The sequence below is a fragment of the Blautia marasmi genome (genome assembly GCF_900258535.1).
Classification (GTDB): Bacteria; Bacillota; Clostridia; order Lachnospirales; family Lachnospiraceae; genus Blautia; species Blautia hominis.
This window is the reverse complement of record NZ_OIWX01000001.1, coordinates 6,130,687-6,148,895: the sequence shown is the minus strand read 5'-3', so window position 1 is coordinate 6,148,895 and position 18,209 is coordinate 6,130,687. Positions and strand designations below refer to the sequence as shown.

Annotated in this window: 16 protein-coding genes, 1 pseudogene and 1 riboswitch; of the genes and pseudogenes, 12 read left to right on the top strand and 5 right to left on the bottom strand. The window is 49.9% G+C overall.

The genetic code is table 11. The annotated features are described in order from the left end of the window. Positions 1–33 precede the first annotated feature (33 nt). The 7 genes from fabG to C6P39_RS27150 all read left to right on the top strand — a co-directional run bounded on the left by fabG (position 34) and on the right by C6P39_RS27150 (position 7,299). Positions 34–774 carry a 3-oxoacyl-[acyl-carrier-protein] reductase gene (fabG, locus tag C6P39_RS27180; RefSeq protein ID WP_095172417.1) on the top strand — a complete coding sequence of 247 codons (741 nt, stop codon included), beginning with the start codon at positions 34–36 and terminating at the stop codon, positions 772–774. Positions 775–783: 9 nt separating this feature from the next. Continuing rightward, entirely contained in the window at positions 784–2,019 is a 1,236-nt protein-coding gene (gene fabF / locus C6P39_RS27175; RefSeq protein ID WP_095172418.1) for a beta-ketoacyl-ACP synthase II, read from the top strand. A gap of 10 nt (positions 2,020–2,029) precedes the next feature. Continuing rightward, a complete protein-coding gene (accB, locus tag C6P39_RS27170) occupies positions 2,030–2,527 on the top strand; it encodes an acetyl-CoA carboxylase biotin carboxyl carrier protein (RefSeq protein WP_095172419.1) in 498 nt (165 codons plus the stop codon). 11 nt (positions 2,528–2,538) lie between these two features. After that, positions 2,539–2,967, top strand: a complete 429-nt coding sequence (fabZ, locus tag C6P39_RS27165; RefSeq protein ID WP_104805803.1) for a 3-hydroxyacyl-ACP dehydratase FabZ — start codon at positions 2,539–2,541, stop codon at positions 2,965–2,967. A gap of 10 nt (positions 2,968–2,977) precedes the next feature. Next, positions 2,978–4,318 carry an acetyl-CoA carboxylase biotin carboxylase subunit gene (locus C6P39_RS27160; protein ID WP_095172421.1) on the top strand — a complete coding sequence of 447 codons (1,341 nt, stop codon included), beginning with the start codon at positions 2,978–2,980 and terminating at the stop codon, positions 4,316–4,318. 155 nt (positions 4,319–4,473) lie between these two features. Then, complete coding sequence (locus tag C6P39_RS27155; RefSeq protein WP_104805802.1) at positions 4,474–6,231, top strand: acetyl-CoA carboxylase carboxyltransferase subunit alpha; 1,758 nt, start codon at positions 4,474–4,476, stop codon at positions 6,229–6,231. A gap of 18 nt (positions 6,232–6,249) precedes the next feature. After that, positions 6,250–7,299, top strand: coding sequence for an NAD(P)H-dependent flavin oxidoreductase (locus C6P39_RS27150; protein ID WP_104805801.1), 1,050 nt, complete (start codon positions 6,250–6,252; stop codon positions 7,297–7,299). 125 nt (positions 7,300–7,424) lie between these two features. On the opposite strand, the gene C6P39_RS27145 is transcribed toward C6P39_RS27150, so the two are convergent. Further along, a complete protein-coding gene (locus C6P39_RS27145) occupies positions 7,425–7,754 on the bottom strand; it encodes a hypothetical protein (RefSeq protein ID WP_104805800.1) in 330 nt (109 codons plus the stop codon). Positions 7,755–7,882: 128 nt separating this feature from the next. After that, entirely contained in the window at positions 7,883–9,766 is a 1,884-nt protein-coding gene (locus tag C6P39_RS27140) for a beta-N-acetylhexosaminidase (RefSeq protein ID WP_104805799.1), read from the bottom strand. Between the two features lie 479 nt (positions 9,767–10,245). Further along, positions 10,246–10,343, top strand: a riboswitch (purine riboswitch). A gap of 70 nt (positions 10,344–10,413) precedes the next feature. Between C6P39_RS27140 and C6P39_RS27135 the strand changes: the two genes are divergently transcribed. From C6P39_RS27135 to xdhC, 4 genes are read left to right on the top strand one after another with little or no spacing between them, the layout of a single operon-like run. Further along, positions 10,414–11,706 (top strand): amidohydrolase family protein, encoded by a 1,293-nt coding sequence (locus tag C6P39_RS27135; RefSeq protein ID WP_104805798.1) that lies wholly within the window; start codon positions 10,414–10,416, stop codon positions 11,704–11,706. A gap of 60 nt (positions 11,707–11,766) precedes the next feature. After that, a complete protein-coding gene (gene xdhA / locus C6P39_RS27130) occupies positions 11,767–14,169 on the top strand; it encodes a xanthine dehydrogenase subunit XdhA (RefSeq protein WP_104805797.1) in 2,403 nt (800 codons plus the stop codon). Continuing rightward, on the top strand, positions 14,162–15,055 hold the full coding sequence (xdhB, locus tag C6P39_RS27125) for a xanthine dehydrogenase subunit XdhB (protein ID WP_104805796.1): 894 nt from the start codon (positions 14,162–14,164) through the stop codon (positions 15,053–15,055). The genes xdhA and xdhB overlap by 8 nt, the downstream gene beginning before the upstream one ends. Continuing rightward, the gene (xdhC, locus tag C6P39_RS27120; RefSeq protein ID WP_104805795.1) at positions 15,048–15,542 is read left to right on the top strand and encodes a xanthine dehydrogenase subunit XdhC; all 495 of its coding nucleotides are present in this window, start codon (positions 15,048–15,050) and stop codon (positions 15,540–15,542) included. The genes xdhB and xdhC overlap by 8 nt, the downstream gene beginning before the upstream one ends. A 51-nt stretch (positions 15,543–15,593) precedes the next feature. Here xdhC and C6P39_RS27115 read toward each other — a convergent pair whose 3' ends face one another. From C6P39_RS27115 to C6P39_RS28820, 3 genes and pseudogenes are all read right to left on the bottom strand, one after another. Then, positions 15,594–16,091, bottom strand: a complete 498-nt coding sequence (locus C6P39_RS27115; RefSeq protein ID WP_147737695.1) for an AraC family transcriptional regulator — start codon at positions 16,089–16,091, stop codon at positions 15,594–15,596. Next, positions 16,051–16,494 carry an AraC family ligand binding domain-containing protein gene (locus C6P39_RS27110; RefSeq protein WP_104805793.1) on the bottom strand — a complete coding sequence of 148 codons (444 nt, stop codon included), beginning with the start codon at positions 16,492–16,494 and terminating at the stop codon, positions 16,051–16,053. Before C6P39_RS27110 ends, C6P39_RS27115 begins: the two co-directional genes overlap by 41 nt. Next, positions 16,475–16,558: pseudogene (locus C6P39_RS28820) on the bottom strand (DUF6783 domain-containing protein); the annotation flags it as partial. The gene C6P39_RS27110 and the pseudogene C6P39_RS28820, both read right to left, overlap by 20 nt. A gap of 216 nt (positions 16,559–16,774) precedes the next feature. Between C6P39_RS28820 and C6P39_RS27105 the strand changes: the two are divergent. Continuing rightward, positions 16,775–18,133 (top strand): ABC transporter substrate-binding protein, encoded by a 1,359-nt coding sequence (locus tag C6P39_RS27105; RefSeq protein WP_104805792.1) that lies wholly within the window; start codon positions 16,775–16,777, stop codon positions 18,131–18,133. The last annotated feature ends 76 nt before the right edge of the window (positions 18,134–18,209 follow it).

The window sequence follows — 18,209 nt, the reverse complement described above, 5'->3', positions numbered from 1 at the left end:
GCAGTATGAGCCTGAAAAGTGAGGGAATGTATTATGTTGGAAAATAAAACAGCTTTAGTGACAGGAGCAAGCCGCGGCATAGGCAGAGCCATTGCACTTGCCCTTGCAGCACAGGGGGCAGCAGTGGTTGTAAATTATAACGGTTCCGAAGAACGTGCCCAGGAAGTTGTGGATACGATCAAAGCCCAGGGAGGCCAGGCGTCCCTGTATCAGTGCAGCGTGGGGGATTTCCAGGCGTGCCAGGAAATGATACAGCACGTGATAAAAGAATACGGACATTTGGATATCCTGGTAAACAATGCAGGCATCACAAGAGATAACCTGATCATGAAAATGAAAGAGGAGGATTTTGACGCGGTCATTGAGACCAACCTGAAAGGGGCTTTCAATACCATCCGCCACACTTCCCGCCAGATGTTAAAGCAGAGAAGCGGAAAGATCATCAATATCTCCTCTGTATCGGGAATTCTGGGGAACGCCGGCCAGGCCAATTATGCGGCCAGCAAGGCAGGGGTCATCGGACTTACAAAGACCATGGCAAGAGAGCTGGCAAGCAGAGGGATCACAGTCAACGCCATAGCTCCCGGATTCGTGGAGACAGAGATGACGGATGTGCTGAAAGAGGATATCAAAGAGGCAGCCTGCCGCCAGATACCCCTTGGAAAATTCGGAAAACCGGAAGATATTGCCGACATGGTGGTATTTCTGGCATCAGAAAAAGCAGATTATATTACCGGCCAGGTCATCAGTGTGGATGGCGGTATGAACATATAGGAGGATTTCATGAGAAGAGTAGTAGTGACAGGAATGGGTGCCATTACCCCGCTGGGATTAAACGTAGAGGAATTCTGGAACGGCATAAAAGAAGGAAGGCACGGGTTCGGAGAGATAACCAAATTCGATGCTTCAGAATATAAAGCCCATCTTGCAGGGGAAGTAAAAGGCTTCGTGGGCAAGGAATACATGGATGTGAAAGCGGCAAAACGTATGGAACTGTTCTGCCAATACGCAGTGGCAGCAGCAAAAGAAGCCATTGCCCAGTCAGGGTATTCCCTGGAAGAGGAGGACCCGTACCGGGTGGGATGTTCCATCGGTTCCGGCATCGGAAGCCTGCAGACGATTGAGAGAGAGCACAAGAAACTGCTGGAAAAGGGACCGAACCGGGTAAATCCGCTGATGGTCCCCATGATGATCTCCAATATGGCAGCAGGAAACGTGTCCATCCAGTTTGGTTTAAAGGGAAAGAGTATCAATGTGGTGACTGCCTGCGCATCCGGTACCCATTGTATCGGTGAAGCTTACAGGACCATCCAGTTCGGCGATGCGGATATTATGGTAGCCGGCGGCGCGGAATCCTGTATTACCCCGGTGGGTGTCAGCGGATTTGCAGCTTTGACAGCCCTTTCAAAATCCACGGATCCGGACCGCTGTTCCATTCCTTTTGACAAAGAGAGAGATGGCTTTGTTATGGGGGAAGGTGCAGGCATTGTGGTTTTAGAGGAACTGGAACATGCAAAGAAGCGTGGAGCTGCAATACTGGCTGAGGTTGTGGGATACGGCGCAACCAGTGATGCTTATCACATCACATCCCCTGCAGAGGACGGGGAAGGCGCGGCCAGAGCTATGAAGAACGCGGTGGAGGAAGCAGAGATCTCTCTGGAGGATGTGACATATATTAACGCCCACGGTACCAGCACACACCACAACGACCTATTTGAGACAAGAGCCATCAAGAAGTTATTTGGGGAACATGCATATAAAATGAAAGTCAATTCTACAAAATCCATGATCGGACATCTGCTGGGGGCAGCAGGAGCCGTGGAGTTTATTGCCTGTATAAAAGAGATGGAAAATAATTTTGTACATGTTACAGCAGGATATCGGATGCCGGACGAAGGCTGTGATCTGGATTATGTGACAGGAAACGGCGTGGAGATGGAAATCCCCTACGCACTCACCAATTCCCTGGGCTTTGGCGGACACAACGCCAGCCTGCTGATCAAAAAGTACGAAGACTAGGAGGCCGCATATGGAATTTGAAAAAATCATTCAGCTAATTAAAACAGTCAGCGACTCAAACCTGACACAGTTTGCCATGGAGGAGGGAAACCTGAAAATCTCCATGAAGACAAATAAACAGACTAAGGTGATCGCAGCGCCCATGATGGCACCTGCACCGGGACCTGATATGGGACCAGCAGCCGGCGGTCCTGTTATGCAGGCTGTCCAGGCACAGGCAGGGCCGCTTCAGACGGAAGTCTCTTTTCAGGAAGCAGGAGAGACAGTCCTTTCCGGCAATGTGGTGAAGTCCCCGCTGGTAGGTACCTTCTACAACGCACCCTCACCGGATGCGGAAACATTTGTAAAAGTCGGAGATACTGTAAAAAAAGGCCAGGTATTGGGGATTGTGGAGGCCATGAAACTGATGAATGAAATCGAATCTGAATTTGACGGAACCGTGGAACAGATTCTGGTGGAAAATGAGGAAGTAGTAGAGTACGGACAGCCCCTGTTCGTAATCCGTTAGGAGGCATAGATATGAAACTGACAACAAAGGAAATCATGGAAATCATCCCTCACAGACAGCCCTTTCTGCTGATCGATACTATAGAGGAGCTGGAACCCGGTGTCCGTGCGGTGGGAAAAAAATGCGTGAGCTACAACGAACCGTACTTTGCCGGACATTTTCCCCAGGAGCCTGTAATGCCGGGTGTGCTTCAGTTAGAAGCACTTGCTCAGGTAGGCGCTGTGGCCATTCTCAGCAAGCCTGAGAATAAAGGAAAGACCGCTTACTTTGGAGCTATCAATTCCGCAAAATTTAAAACAAAAGTAGTACCGGGGGATGTACTGACCCTAGAATTGGAGATCATTAAGGAAAAAGGGCCTGTCGGCGTGGGAAAAGCAGTTGCCAGAAACCAGGACGGCAAGATAACCACATCCGCTGAGATGACATTTGTAATCGGATAGGAGAACGGATATGTTTCAGAAGATATTAATCGCAAACAGAGGAGAAATCGCGGTGCGCATTATCCGTGCCTGCAGGGAAATGGGGATCAAAACGGTTGCCGTCTATTCTGAGGCGGACAGGGATGCCCTCCATGCGCAGCTGGCGGACGAGGCGGTCTGCATCGGTCCGGCTGCTGCATCGGAGAGTTATCTGAACATGGAGCGGATCTTAAGTGCCACCATCGCTACAAAAGCGGAGGCCATACATCCGGGATTCGGCTTTTTGTCTGAGAACAGCAAATTTGTGGAGATGTGTGAGAAATGCAATGTGACATTCATCGGTCCATCTGCTGCGGTGATCAATAAAATGGGAAATAAATCAGAGGCCAGAAGAACCATGATGGAGGCAGGCGTTCCGGTGGTGCCGGGTACAAAAGAGCCGGTGTACACAGTGGAGGAGGCTCTGACGGAGGCGGAGAAGATCGGTTTCCCTATTATGATCAAGGCCTCCTCTGGCGGCGGCGGAAAGGGTATGCGTATATCGGAGAGCATAGAAGACTTCCGGGAGAATTTCAGCACTGCCCAGAGAGAGTCTGTAAATGCTTTCGCGGATGATACCATGTATCTGGAGCGCTACGTTGGCAGACCCCGCCACATAGAGGTGCAGATCATCGGGGACAGACTGGGAAATGTAGTGCAATTAGGGGAGCGTGACTGCTCCGTCCAGCGCCGCCACCAGAAGATGATCGAGGAATCCCCCTCCTGCGCCATCACTAAAGAGCTGCGCAGGATCATGGGCGAGACGGCTGTGCGCGCCGCGAAAGCGGTGGGGTACGAGAGTGCCGGAACCATTGAGTTTCTGCTTGACGGAAACGGTGATTTTTTCTTCATGGAAATGAACACCAGGATCCAGGTGGAGCATCCGGTGACAGAATTTGTCTCAGGTGTTGATTTGGTAAAAGAGCAGATCCGGGTGGCAGCAGGCCTTCCCCTGTCTGTGAAGCAGGAGGATATCTGTATGAGAGGCCATGCCATTGAGTGCAGGATCAACGCGGAGAATCCGGCGAAGAACTTCATGCCGTGTCCGGGGGTGATCGAGAACCTGCATGTGCCGGGCGGAAACGGTGTCCGCATTGATACAGCCGTGTATAACGGCTATCAGATACCGCCCAACTACGATTCCATGATCATGAAGGTGATCGTCCACGACAAAGACAGGGCGGGAGCCATAGCAAAAATGCGGAGTACCCTGGGTGAAGTGATCATCGAGGGCGTGCAGACAAACCTGGATTTCCAGTATGATATATTGAACCAGAAAGATTTTCTGGATGGAAATGTGACGACACATTTCATAGAAGAGCATTATGAGTAACAGTTCAGACAGGTCTGTGTATTCACTGCGCTGACCGTATGAATGTGTGATAGCTGTAAGTATCCGGCCCATTGAGAACTGATTTTTAATGGCTGGATGCATGTAACAATTTAGGCATCTGAACGGTTACCATTACGAGTAAGGAGCAGGCAGATATGTCCAGATTAAAGGATTTATTCAAGAAGACTACCAATGTGCAGGAGCCGGAGACTGAGGAGAGCAAAGTGTCCGGGGAAGAGATATCCGGCAGTGAAAACACACCCTCCGTTCCGGAAGGTTTATGGGTGAAATGCCCGAAGTGCGGAGAACTTCTGTACAAGGAAGACGTTGTAAAAAATGATTATGTATGTCCGAAATGCAAGGGATATTTCCGGATCAAGGCCAAGACCAGAATCCGCATGGTGGCGGATAAGGGGTCTTTTAAAGAATGGTGTACAGGGCTTCATACCTTTAATCCCCTGGACTATCCGGAGTACGAGGAGAAGATCGCAAAACAGCAGGAAAAGACCCATCTGGAGGAGGCCATCCGCATCGGAGAGGCCAGGATTGACGGTACCAGGGTTGTGCTGGGAGTCTGTGACGCCCGTTTTCTCATGGGGAGCATGGGATATGTGGTGGGAGAGAAAATCACCCGTTCTTTTGAGCGGGCCACAGAGGAAAAGCTGCCGGTCATCCTGTTCTGCTGCTCCGGCGGGGCCAGAATGCAGGAGGGGATGGTATCCCTGATGCAGATGGCGAAGACCTCTGCTGCCATCAAAAGGCACAGCGAGGCAGGTCTTCTCTATATTCCGGTGCTCACAGACCCCACGACAGGGGGCGTGACAGCCAGCTTTGCTATGCTGGGTGATATCATCCTGGCCGAACCGGGAGCCTTGATCGGTTTTGCAGGCCCAAGGGTCATTGCCCAGACCATCGGACAAAAACTGCCGGAAGGGTTCCAGAAAGCGGAATTTCTGGTGGAGCACGGCATCATAGATGGGATCGTGACTAGAAATCTGTTGAAAAAGACGCTGTCCGGTCTTGTTAAATTTCATGAGAGAAAGAACGGTTACTGCCAGTTCACCAGGATCACTCTGCCGGAAGCAGCAGGGGAAGAGGAGAAAAGGCGGAGGCGCAGAAATAAGGAAAAGCATATGACTGCCTGGGAGCGCGTGGAGACTGCAAGGGACTCCAAACGTCCCACCAGTCTGGATTATATAGAAACTGTTTTTGAAGAGTTTATGGAACTGCACGGAGACCGGGCATTTCGGGATGACGGTGCCATTGTGGGAGGTCTGGCAGTGCTGGACGGGCAGCCGGTAACTGTGATCGGTGTACAGAAGGGGAGAAACACCAAGGATAATATCCTGAGAAACTTTGGTATGCCGTCCCCGGAAGGATACAGAAAAGCACTGCGTCTTATGAAACAGGCAGAAAAATTCAACCGCCCTATCATAAATTTTATTGACACGCCTGGGGCGTTCTGCGGCATTGAGGCGGAGGAGAGAGGGCAGGGAGAGGCCATCGCCAGAAACCTGCTGGAAATGTCTGCATTGAAAGTACCTGTGCTGAGTATTGTCATCGGCGAAGGCGGAAGCGGCGGTGCGCTTGCTCTGGGAGTAGGCAATGAAGTCTGGATGATGGAAAATGCCACATACTCCGTTCTCTCACCGGAGGGATTTGCATCCATTCTCTGGAAGGACAGCAAGAGGGCAAAAGAAGCGGCAGAGGTCATGAAGATCACAGCCAGAGATTTGAAGGATTTGGGGATCATTGAGCATGTGATCATGGAGGATACGCCTGCCTGCGCGCAGAACCTGCCGGAGATCGCAGAGGATATGAAGAACCGGATGCACCAGTTCCTTACAGAGATGGAAGGAAAGACACCGGAAGAGCTGGCAGCCCTCCGGTACGAGAGATTCAGAAAAATGTGAGCCAGAAAGAGTTAGAATATGAGGAAACCATTAATTATAGGTGATTTGACAGCTAAGATCCCAGTGATACAGGGCGGCATGGGAGTGGGCATCAGCCTGTCCGGTCTGGCGGGCAGTGTGGCTGCCTACGGCGGTGTGGGGGTGATATCCACTGCACAGATCGGATGGCGGGAACCGGATTTTAGAAAACATCCTTTTGAGGCAAATTACAGGGCCATAGAAAAGGAGATCAGAAAAGCCAGGGAAATTGCAAAAGGCGGTATCATTGGCGTGAACATTATGGTAGCCACCCAGAGATATGAGGAATATGTGAAGACAGCGGTGAAGGCGGGGGTGGATCTGATCATCTCAGGAGCCGGACTGCCCATAGATCTTCCAAAATATGTGGAGGGTACCAAAACAAAGATAGCCCCTATTGTGTCCTCCCTGAAATCCCTGAATGTCATCTGCCGTATGTGGGACAGAAAATATAAGAAAGCACCGGACCTGGTTGTCATCGAAGGGCCGAAAGCAGGAGGCCATCTGGGATTTTCCAGGGAAGAGCTGGATACCTTCACCGATGAATCCTACGATAAAGTGATCTGTTCTATTATAGAGAAAGTGAAGGAATACGGGAAAACATGCAGCAAAAAGATTCCTGTGGTCGTAGCGGGCGGTATATATGACAAGGCGGATATGGACCATGCACTTTCGTTGGGCGCGGACGGGGTACAGATGGGAACCCGCTTTGTGACCACCAAAGAGTGTGATGCAGCACCGGAATACAAGCAGGCATATCTGAACGCACAGAAAGAGGATATCTGCATTGTACAGAGTCCTGTGGGAATGCCGGGAAGAGCCATCAAAAATCCTTTTATGGACAGGGTGAAGACTGAGAAATGCAGGATTGAACACTGTTACCACTGTATCGTTACCTGTAAGCCCGCAGAGATACCTTACTGTATCACCCAGGCATTGGTGAATGCAGCGGAGGGACGGGTGGAGGATGCACTGCTGTTTTGCGGTTCCAATGCTTACCGTTCCAATAAAATAGAAACAGTGGAAGATATAATGAGAGAGCTTGGCTGACAGTATGGCAGCCTGCCTGTTCGCTGTTGTACTAGTGCAGATAAAATGCAAGAGGCCTGGCCGAGTGATTCGGACCAGGCCTCTTAAAATGAGGATTTATTGTAACACGATTTTTTTTGAAATAACTACATGTTGACCTTCATTTTGAATTTTTTCTCATGGTATCTGCTTCCCTGTTCTCTGCCCTCGGTGTGTTCATCTGCCTCTGCAGTATTTTTTGTACTGTGAAGAGGATTCAGGTGGGCACTTCCGAATTCTTCTTCCATCCATATGTGGCGGAAGTTCTTTTTCTGCTGAATGGCCTGGCAGAACCGGCCGATCACTAAAATGGTTTTATCTCGTAACCCCGTTTCTGTTGTGCGTCTGGAAGAACGAAGCCAGTATTCCATCAAAGTCCAACAGACTAACAGGAATCCGGTAGCAAAAATCAAAGTGATAATCAATCTTTCCAACATTATGAACACCCCTTTGCACATTTATTTGTTATCTTTATATTAATTCTTTTGAAAACAATAGTCAATGATTAAATGGAAGAAAAAACAAATTTTCTAAAAATTTAAGATTATAATTGTATGTAAACAGTTTACATCACAGAGTCAGTCACCATCTCACGCCAGATATTATCGCAGACTGGGGAGAGGGTCTGCCCTTTGTCATCTGTAAGTATGGGCTGACGCGTTTCCTCCAGTTCCTCTATGCAGGTGATCTTTCCTTCCGCATAATCCGCCATGCGGGCAGCACAGCTTTTAAGTCGCTCCATCAGACCGCCTAAGCGGATATCCAGGACCTCGTAGCCAAAGGCTTTATTTTCCTGAAACCACTGGTCTTTTAATGCGTGTTTAAACTGTTCCACCAGCCCGGCGGTTTTGATGCAGATATCCGCAGTCTGCAGGAGCGCGGCTTTGTCCTCCCCGTCATAGGCTGCCTTTGCTTCAAGTCCAAGGGTGGCTTTTTTAGCCAGCACTTCACTTAGGAGTGCCAGTGTGCGGAACATGCAGGCATACTCCCCGCCCTTTTGGGCGATCGCCCGGAGCTCTTCGGCACAGCGGTGGTAATGGGATTTAAAGGACATATCCACATGGCAGTCATAGATACCCATAAGAACATCCTGATACAGCAGATATCTGGCAGGGGCTGCACTCATCTTTCCTGGCAGCGGATTATCAGGTGTCAGGTTAGGAAGGTCCAGCTTCAGGAAATCCTCCAGCACAGCTCCGGTACACGCCAGGAAGCGCGGGGCCAGGTCACAGTCATTTACCGTCTGCCCATAATCATACTCTGCGAAGAGGGAGAGCACAGGCAGAACGGCAGACTGGGATGCCTCACTGCCGTCATCTCCCCAGCCGGTTACCAGTACATTGGTTATGCCGTGTTTTTGGCATTGTCTGAGGGCAAGGCGGGACACCTGCATACTGTGGTTCAGAAGCGGTGCGTATCCATTCCATTTCCAGGCACCTCCGGCAAAGCCCACGTTTCCGGCCAGTTCCCTGTGGTATTTCATCATCTGGTCATAGGTATTTTCCTCTCTGGAATAGTAATCCCAATAGAGCAGTTCCACATTTTGCGGAATCTTCTTTTTGATCTCCTCTGTGATATGAAATTCCTTTCCGTAATATTCCCCGCCGGAGATCATTTTGAAAAACATGTCACTCCACATCATGGCAGTATATCCATACTTTTCACAGATTTCAAGCACGCGGTGCAGATGGCGCTCCATAATGTCGATACGTTCCTCATATCCGAATTGGTTCAGGTAAGCGCCCCGGCCGATCATCTCGGCTTCATCCATCCCAATGTTGATCACACGGCTTTTAAAGGTTTCAGACCAGGTGCGTATCATAGCTTCGATCAATTTATAGGTATCGTCGCTTCCGCACAGGAGAATGTCCCCTGTGTCGTGTACCTGTTTAAAGGCAGGCCAGCGGAAAATGGCATTTAAGTGGGCCAATGTCTGGATGCAGGGAACCATCTCAATGCCCAGCGAGGCGGCAAATTCGTCCAGTTCCCGCAGTTCCTGCCTGCTGTACCTGCCCCGGAAATGGCCGAAGTAAGGATAGCCCTCCACCTGGTAAGTGTCCTCTGTGTAGAGCATTAGGCGGTCATATCCCATCAGGGAAAGTTTGACCATGAGCCGTCTCAGATGATCAGGGCTGCATACCCCATTGCGGGAGCAGTCAGCCATATAGGTGAGATGTTCAAAGACGGGATGTTCTTCCCTGGCAGCGCTGGTGCGGTTTTCCGTTATCCATTCTTTTACAAAACCCAGGCCCCGGAAAAACTCGGAAGTTTTACTGTATGTAATGCTGGCAAGATCCCGGTCCAACCGGACAGACAGGCCGCTGCCGCCTTTTTCTGCAAGTATTTTTACACGGGATCCTCCGGTCATGTTTTCTTCCAGATATTCCACGGCACATACGGCTCCGGGCATCAGGGACGGGTCTATACATGCAAGGTTAAAAAATTCCATAAGCAGTCTCCTTTTCGTGATTCGTCATGATAGAAAACCTGCGAAGCGTAGTTTCTATTATTCGCAGTGCTCTTTCATTGTAAAGGAGTTTTAGGCAGGAGTCAACGAAAGAATCTATAAGATCAGGAGAGATATAACAAATGTGCACAAGGCCGGAAAGCAGATGCTGGACAAAGTATACAAGGATGGCGTATATTGTTAAGAGAAATGACATAAAAATGACAAAAACAGGGAAAGAACATATGGACGGGCCGGACGGTAAGGCTGCAGTGTGATTTTTAGAAATGCAATGAGTTGCATTTTGGCGCTGGCCAACTCGGGATTTTGCTGCGCATCGCGCAGCATCCCTTTGGGAAAACACCTCCCGGGAATTGGACTGTGAACAATAACGGGAAACCGGGCAATTGAAAGAATCCTGTTTCATGAATATTGACTTTTACACCTGTGTATACTATACTAATAATAGTAGTTCGCCGTAGTAATACGGTGAAAACAGGACTTATATATGTTCATAATGCGGGTTGAACGTTTCTACCAGCTACCGAAATAGCTGACTATAAGTCCCCTGATCTTGGGGGCTTTGCAGTCTGGCTTTGGTGGCTGGTTTTTTATTGTTGGCAAAGGCTCCTCATATAGGAGGAAGTGACATGAGAAAAGAGGAAAAAAAGGCAGATACCTTTATATTGAAAGGAAATATCTGCTACAGCAAGACCGAAAAAGAAGTAACTACGATCCCCCATGCATATCTTTTATGCAGGGACGGCATCTGCCAGGGCGTATTTGAGAGTCTGCCGGATGATTACAAAGAGTATCCCCTGACAGATTACGGGGATGCGCTGATCCTTCCCGGGCTGGTGGATCTGCACCTGCATGCGCCCCAGTATGCGTTTACAGGGCTTGGTATGGATATGGAGCTTCTGGAGTGGCTGGATACCAGGACATTTCCTGAGGAGGGCAGGTACGAGGATATGGAGTATGCCAAAAAGGCATACCGTATTTTTACAGAGGATCTGAAAAAAAGTGCAACCACCAGGGCCTGTGTTTTTGCCACACGCCATGTTCCGGCTACCATTCTTTTGATGGATATGCTGGAGGAGACAGGTCTGCAGGCAATGGTGGGAAAAGTAAATATGGACCGGAATGCGCCGGACTACCTCTGTGAGGACAGCCCGGAAAAATCCGCGGAGGACACCCTGCAGTGGCTGAGGGAAGTAAAGGGGAAATACAGGAATATAAAACCAATCCTTACCCCCCGGTTTATTCCAAGCTGTTCGGACCGTCTGATGGAAATGCTGTGTGAGATCCGCAGGGAATATGACCTTCCGGTGCAGTCCCACCTCTCTGAAAATAAAGGGGAGATCACATGGGTGAAGGAGCTTTGCCCCTGGTCTGCTTTTTACGGGGATGCGTATGAGCGGTTCGGCATGTTTGGGGGAGACTATCCGGCGGTCATGGCACATTGTGTGCATCCCACGGAGGAAGAGATTGCACTTATGAAGAAAAACCGAATCTTTGCCGCTCATTGTCCTCACTCCAACACGGATCTGTCTTCCGGGGCCGCACCCATTCGGAGATATCTGGAGGAGGGCATACATGTGGGACTGGGAAGTGATATTGCCGGGGGCCATGTGCTCTCCCTGTTTCAGGTGATGGTGGGGGCTGTGCAGGCATCCAAACTCCGCTGGCGGCTGTTGGATGAAACACAAAAGCCGCTCACGGTAGAGGAAGTGTTTTATATGGGTACAAAAGGAGGCGGTGCCTTCTTTGGACAGGTGGGAAGCTTTGAAAAAGGATATGAATTTGATGCGGTGATCGTAGATGACGCCAGATTGCAGACACCCAGGAAACTAACTTTGAAAGAGCGTCTGGAGCGTGTGGTATATCTGTCAGATGACAGGGATATAGCCGGGAAATATGCGGCTGGGAGAAGGATCATTTAATTATTTTATGCGGTGTACAGGAGATACTGGCTGTCCACCGCCGGAAAAGAGGGATGATGTATGGGAGTTGGCAGTTCAATGAATCGTGTGGATGCCTGGGAGAAGGTCACGGGTCAGGCGAAATACACGGCAGATTTGATGCCGCAGAATTTGTATACGGCAAAAGTGGTGCACAGCACCATTGGGAACGGATGGGTAAAAAGTTTTGATCTGGAGGATGCTTTAAAGGTACCCGGTGTGATAAAGATCGTCACCTGTTTTGATGTGCCGGATATTCAGTTTCCCACACCAGGGCACCCCTGGTCCGTGGAGAAGGCGCACCAGGATATTAAGGACAGGAAGCTGTTAAACCGACGGGTCCGCATGTACGGGGATGATATTGCGGCTGTCATCGCGGAGGATGACATCGCAGCCAGGCGGGCAGCGGATAAGATCAAAGTGGAGTATGAAGAATATCCTGTGATCCTGGATCCGGAGGCATCCATGAAAGAGGGCGCGCCTCTTCTGCATGAGGAGAAGCCGGGAAACGTGATCGCACATACCGGTTTTGTGCTGGGAGACGAAAGCTTTGAGCAGGCTGTAAAAGAGGAAGGTCTGACCATAATAGAAAAAGAATACAGAACCCAGCCGGTACAGCACTGCCATATAGAGGTGCCGGTTTCCTATGCCTACATGGAGAAAGGGAGGATCGTTATTGTGACCTCCACCCAAATCCCCCATATTGTGAGACGGGTGGTCAGTCAGGCTCTTGGGATCCCTGTCGGTCAGATCCGGGTGATAAAGCCTTATATAGGAGGCGGTTTTGGCAACAAGCAGGATGTGCTTTACGAGCCTCTGAACGCATTTTTATGTACCCAGACAGGCGGCCACGGCGTCAGGCTGGAGCTGTCCAGGGAGGAAACACTTGGCTGTACCCGTGTGCGCCATGCATTTACCTGGAAGATCAAGGGTGCAGTGCGGGAAGACGGCACACTGGTGGCACGGAAATATGTGGCATATTCCAATCAGGGTGCATACGCATCCCATGCCCACGCCATTGCAGCCAACGCGGCCAATATTTTTAAACAGCTTTACCGGGATGAGAAGGTGCTGGAATCCGACAGCTACACGGTCTACACAAACCTGATGACAGGCGGAGCCATGCGGGGATACGGGATTCCGCAGGGGGATTTTGTGACCGAGTGTGTGGCGGATGATCTGGCCCATGCTGTGGGCATGGATCCGCTGGCATTCCGGCTGAAAAATTGTGTGAAAGAGGGGTACATGGACCCTCATCTGGGCATTGCGTTCCATTCTTACGGACTGAAAGCCTGTATGGAAAAGGGAAAGGACTATATAGGCTGGGAGGAGAAAAGGAAGGCTTATGAAAAGCAGTCCGGGCCTGTGAGAAGAGGCGTGGGGATGGCAATTTTCAATTATAAGACAGGGGTTTATCCCATCTCCCTTGAGACTTCCTCCTGCCGTATGGTCCTGAATCAGGACGGTTCCATGCAGCTTTTCATGGGGGCAACGGAGATCGGTCAGGGTGCGGATACGGTGTTTACCCAGATGGCGGCAGAGGTCACCGGGATCACGGAGGACAGGATACATATAGAGACCGTGCAGGATACGGACACCACACCTTTCGACACGGGGGCCTATGCCTCCAGACAGACATATGTGAGCGGAAAAGCGGTCAAAAAGACAGGTGAATTGTTCAAACAGAGAATACTGGAATATGCGGCATTTAAACTGAAACTGCCAAAAGAAGATGGGCCGGCAGCTACAGCGGAGGATACCGGAACATCCGGCAAAAGTACAGAGACTGCTGCCTGGAAGAGGCTGGATATAAAAGAAAATCAGGTAATCGACAAAGTTTCGGGGGAGGTCCTGCTTTCCCTTGCGGCACTGGCGGAGGAAGCGCTGTACAGCTTGGAAAGATCGGTACATATCACGGCGGAGACCACCAGCCACTGCAAAGAAAATTCCTTTGCCTCAGGCGTCTGTTTTGCAGAGGTGGAAGTGGATATGCCGCTTGGCAGGATCCGGGTGCTGGATATTATTAATGTGCACGACAGCGGGAAACTGATAAATCCCAGCCTTGCCAGAGCCCAGGTACACGGAGGGATGAGCATGGGCATGGGGTATGCCCTGAGTGAAGAACTGCTGGTGGACGAGAAGACAGGAAGGCCGCTGAATGCCAATCTGCTGGACTATAAGATTCCTACGGCCATGGATACCCCCGGGCTGCATACGGATTTTGTGGAATTGGATGACCCTACAGGTCCTTTCGGAAATAAAGCCCTGGGTGAACCGCCGGCTATTCCGGTGGCTCCGGCTATCAGGAATGCGGTGCTTCATGCCACGGGGATCGCTTTTGATTCCCTGCCTCTGTCACCCCAGAAACTGGTGGAACGGTTTCTGAAAGAGGGACTGATCGGAGGAGAAAAGGATGCTGTGAAAGGGGGCGGAACACATGTATGACATTGAAAAATATTATCAGGCCAGGGATGTAGAAGACGCTGTGAGAGCGCTTGAGGCAGATAGGGATGCTGTTGTGATCTCCGGTGGAAGTGATGTGCTGATCAAAATAAGGGAAGGGAAACTTGCCGGCTGTTCACTGGTGAGCATCCATGGGATCCCGGCCCTCAAAGGGGTCAGGATGGAGGCGGACGGGACCATTGTGATCGGCCCGGCCACTACATTTTCCCATATCACCTATGACCCTGTTATACAGCGGTATATCCCTGCACTGGGCTGGGCCGTGGACCAGGTGGGAGGCCCGCAGATACGGAATATTGGAACCATCGGGGGCAATGTCTGCAATGGTGCGACCAGCGCGGACAGTGCGGCGGTTCTCTTTACGCTGAACGCAGTCTTGGAACTGACAGGTGAAGAGGGCACGAGAATGGTGCCTGTTACAGAATTTTATACCGGTCCGGGCCGGACGGTACGGGAACACGCAGAGATCCTTACCGCTATAAAGATCACCAGGGATAACTACGAAGGATTTTACGGGCATTATACTAAATACGGGAAACGAAACGCAATGGAGATCGCCACCCTGGGCTGTGCGGTACATGTGAAATTAAGTGAAGATAAAAAACAGATGGAAGACTTCCGGCTGGGGTTCGGGGTGGCTGCGCCTACACCCGTACGCTGTTATCAGACGGAGAAAAGGGTAAAAGGCATGGATATAACAGACCCGGAATTATACGAGAGGATACGGGAAGGGGCAGTATCTGAGGTGACACCCCGTTCAAGCTGGCGCGCATCCAGGGAATTCCGCCTTCAGCTTGTGCGTGAGCTGTCTGTGCGTACTGCAAAAGAAGCCATAGAAAAAGCAGCGGGAGGTGAGGCGGATGCTTAAGATCATAACGATGACAGTCAACGGCAGGGAGACAGAACTGGCTGTTGATTACAGGGAAGCGCTTCTGGATACACTGAGAAACCGGCTGGGACTTACCAGTGTAAAACGCGGCTGTGAAGTGGGAGAGTGCGGGGCCTGTACCGTTTTAGTGGACGGAGAGGCAATTGATTCCTGTATTTATCTGACCATGTGGGCAGAGGGAAAGCATATCATGACGGTTGAGGGCTTAAAGGGCAGAGACGGTGACCTTTCCCCTATCCAGAAGGCCTTTGTGGAGGAAGCAGCAGTCCAGTGCGGCTTCTGCACGCCGGGGCTCATCATGAGTGCTGTGGAGATCGTGGGAACAGGGAAAAGATACAGCAGAGAGGAACTGAAAAAGCTCATATCCGGACATCTGTGCCGCTGTACAGGATATGAAAATATCCTGAATGCCATGGAACGGATCGTGGAGGAGACTTACCGGACCGTGAACAGTAATAGAATTTGATGAAAATGTGTCAGCGGGACACGTCTGCATTCAGGCAGCGTGTCCCGCTTTTTATGTCAGATTGATCTTTTTCTGATGAAAGGCCTTTCTGTATTGCGTGGGAGTGATCCCCTCATAGCGTTTAAACAGCTTCATAAAATATTTCTCATCCGAGAACCCGCACATATCCGCAATCCGGTAAATAGACAGGGTACGGTTGGTGAGCAGGTTTTTTGCCACGGCGATCCGTGTACGGTTCACATATGTGAGAATGGGATATCCGGTGTATTTCTTAAAAATATTGGTCAGATAAGTGGGATGATACCCAAATTGTTCCGCAATGGAAGCCACGCTGAGCGGCTGGTCGTAATGGGTGCGGATCCATTCTATGACATCCAGAACATGGATGGGAACGCTGGAATCCAGAAAACGGTTGATCTGGAAAGATTCATTTGTGGCTTCCATGAGGAGCAGGTTCAGAGCATAGTGGCACCTCCATGTAGGCATATAATTTTCCCTTTTGGCAATATCAAGAAGCTGCACGAAGAGAAGCCGTGAACGTTTCTCCACAGATAACTCCCCGTATTCGGGAAGTAGAAAATTTTCCCTGGGGGGGGGTAGAAGTGATATCTGTAGATTCCTTGAAAATAGGGCGGTTCCTCAGGAGACTGCCCCTGTTATAGATGGAATAATCCGGGTCTTTCACATAGAAGTGCACCCAGTAATAAGACAGTTCCCCCTCTGTCTGACGGTATCCGTAATGGAGCGTATCAGGAAAAAGCAGGATAAATTCGTTCTCCCTCACGTCATAATTTGTCATGTTTTGGGTAATGTGCAGGGTCCCTTTTATTACAATGATCAACACAAAAGAATCAATGTTTCTTTTTGGGTGTACAAAACCATCTTTGCTTGCCAGGTTGCCGCAGGAGATATATTCCACCGGTTTGCTGGCATCAGAAATAAAATAGAGCATGGTATTCCCTCCTGGAGTGTGTTTGAAAATTCATTCCGGCAATCTGCACGCTCCATTTTGCCGAAAGCGATTTTCAATCACACTCTTGTCTTGTTTTATAGTATCACAAAATCGCAGACTATGGACGGGGAAAATGGCAGATAATTGGAAATGACCACTTTTTCTTGTGTATTGTACGTTGTTTGAGAATTTCAGTATGGTAACATAATGTCATCAAATAAAAAGCGCTTGCAAGCAGAGTAACTGATAATAAGAATGATAGATCAGGAGGGTTTATAACATGAAAAAGAGACAGATCATGGCGTTATCTCTGGCAGCAGCAATGGCTGCAGCGGCTGTAACAGGCTGTGGTGCGCCGTCCAGACCGGACGGCTCCGGTGAGGCAGGCAGTACAGATGCTTCCTCTGATTCAGGTGGAGAGTCAAAAGATGGTGTGGTGGAACTTACCTTTATGGGGTGGGAGGCATCCCCTCTGGAAACCCAGGCCGTAAAGGACGGCATTGCGGCTTTTGAAAAAGAGAACCCCAATATAAAGGTGAATTATACACCTGGACTTGCCGGTTCTGAGTACAATGCAAAACTGCTTTCCTCGGCAGCGGCCGGTTCCCTGCCGGATGTTATGTTCGTGGCAGCGGAGAGTTACCGTGCCATTGTCTCAAAGGGCGCACTGTGGGATATTACAGATCAGTTCGATGAGAATTATCCGCTGGATGATTTCATAGATTCCTCCCGCCAGATCATGGAGGTGGACGGGCATGTGTATGGGATTTCATCCTGTACCGTATCTCCCATAGTCTACTATAATAAAGATGTATTTGACGCAGAAGGACTGGAATATCCCAGTGCAGACCCAGAGAATTGCTGGACCATTGATGAATTCAGGGATATTGCGAAAAAGCTCACATCAGAAGATATTTACGGTGTGTACGGACTGGAGACGGTGGCAGATACTTTGAACGCACAGCTCCTTTCAAACGGGGGAACCAGATACAATGAAGATTACACCAAGAGCACAATGAACTCCCCGGAGAACAAAGAAGTGTTTGAGACCATCAAGGCGATCCGTACAGAGGACGGATCCGCGCCGGATGCTTCCACCTTAGACGCTGTGGGAATGTCCGCAAAACAGATGCTTCAGACAGGTAAAGTGGCTATGCTGGTGGATGGTTCCTGGTCCCTTCAGGAACTGGCTGCATCCGATATGAATATTGGGATGGCACCCCTTCCGTCTTACGGAAAAGTGCTTACCACAGGGCAGGCCCACCTGCATTGTATTTCAGATACCAGCAAACATAAAGAGGAGGCCTGGAAATTCCTTCAGTTCCTGTCCGGGATGGATTATCAGGGAGCACTTGTAAAGAGCGGACTCTGGATGCCAAACCGCTATTCCATGTATGAGGATGACGCTGTGGCACAGTGGTATGATGAGAAAGTACATGGGGACAGCTACAAACAGATGCTTACATATTTTAAGGATGCAGTTGTTGACCCCACGGCCTTACAGCTCACCTCACAGGCAAGGGACATTATTGCGGAAGAGACGGATATGTACTTTAAACAGGACCAGGATATTGATCTGACATTAGAGAATATGGATACCAGAATCGACGAGGCAATTCAAGACGCATTACAGCAGTAAGTGGTAAAATTTGATGCATCCTGCACACTGCTTTGTGCAGGATGCATTTTTATGCGGACAGGTGTCCGGCACCGCC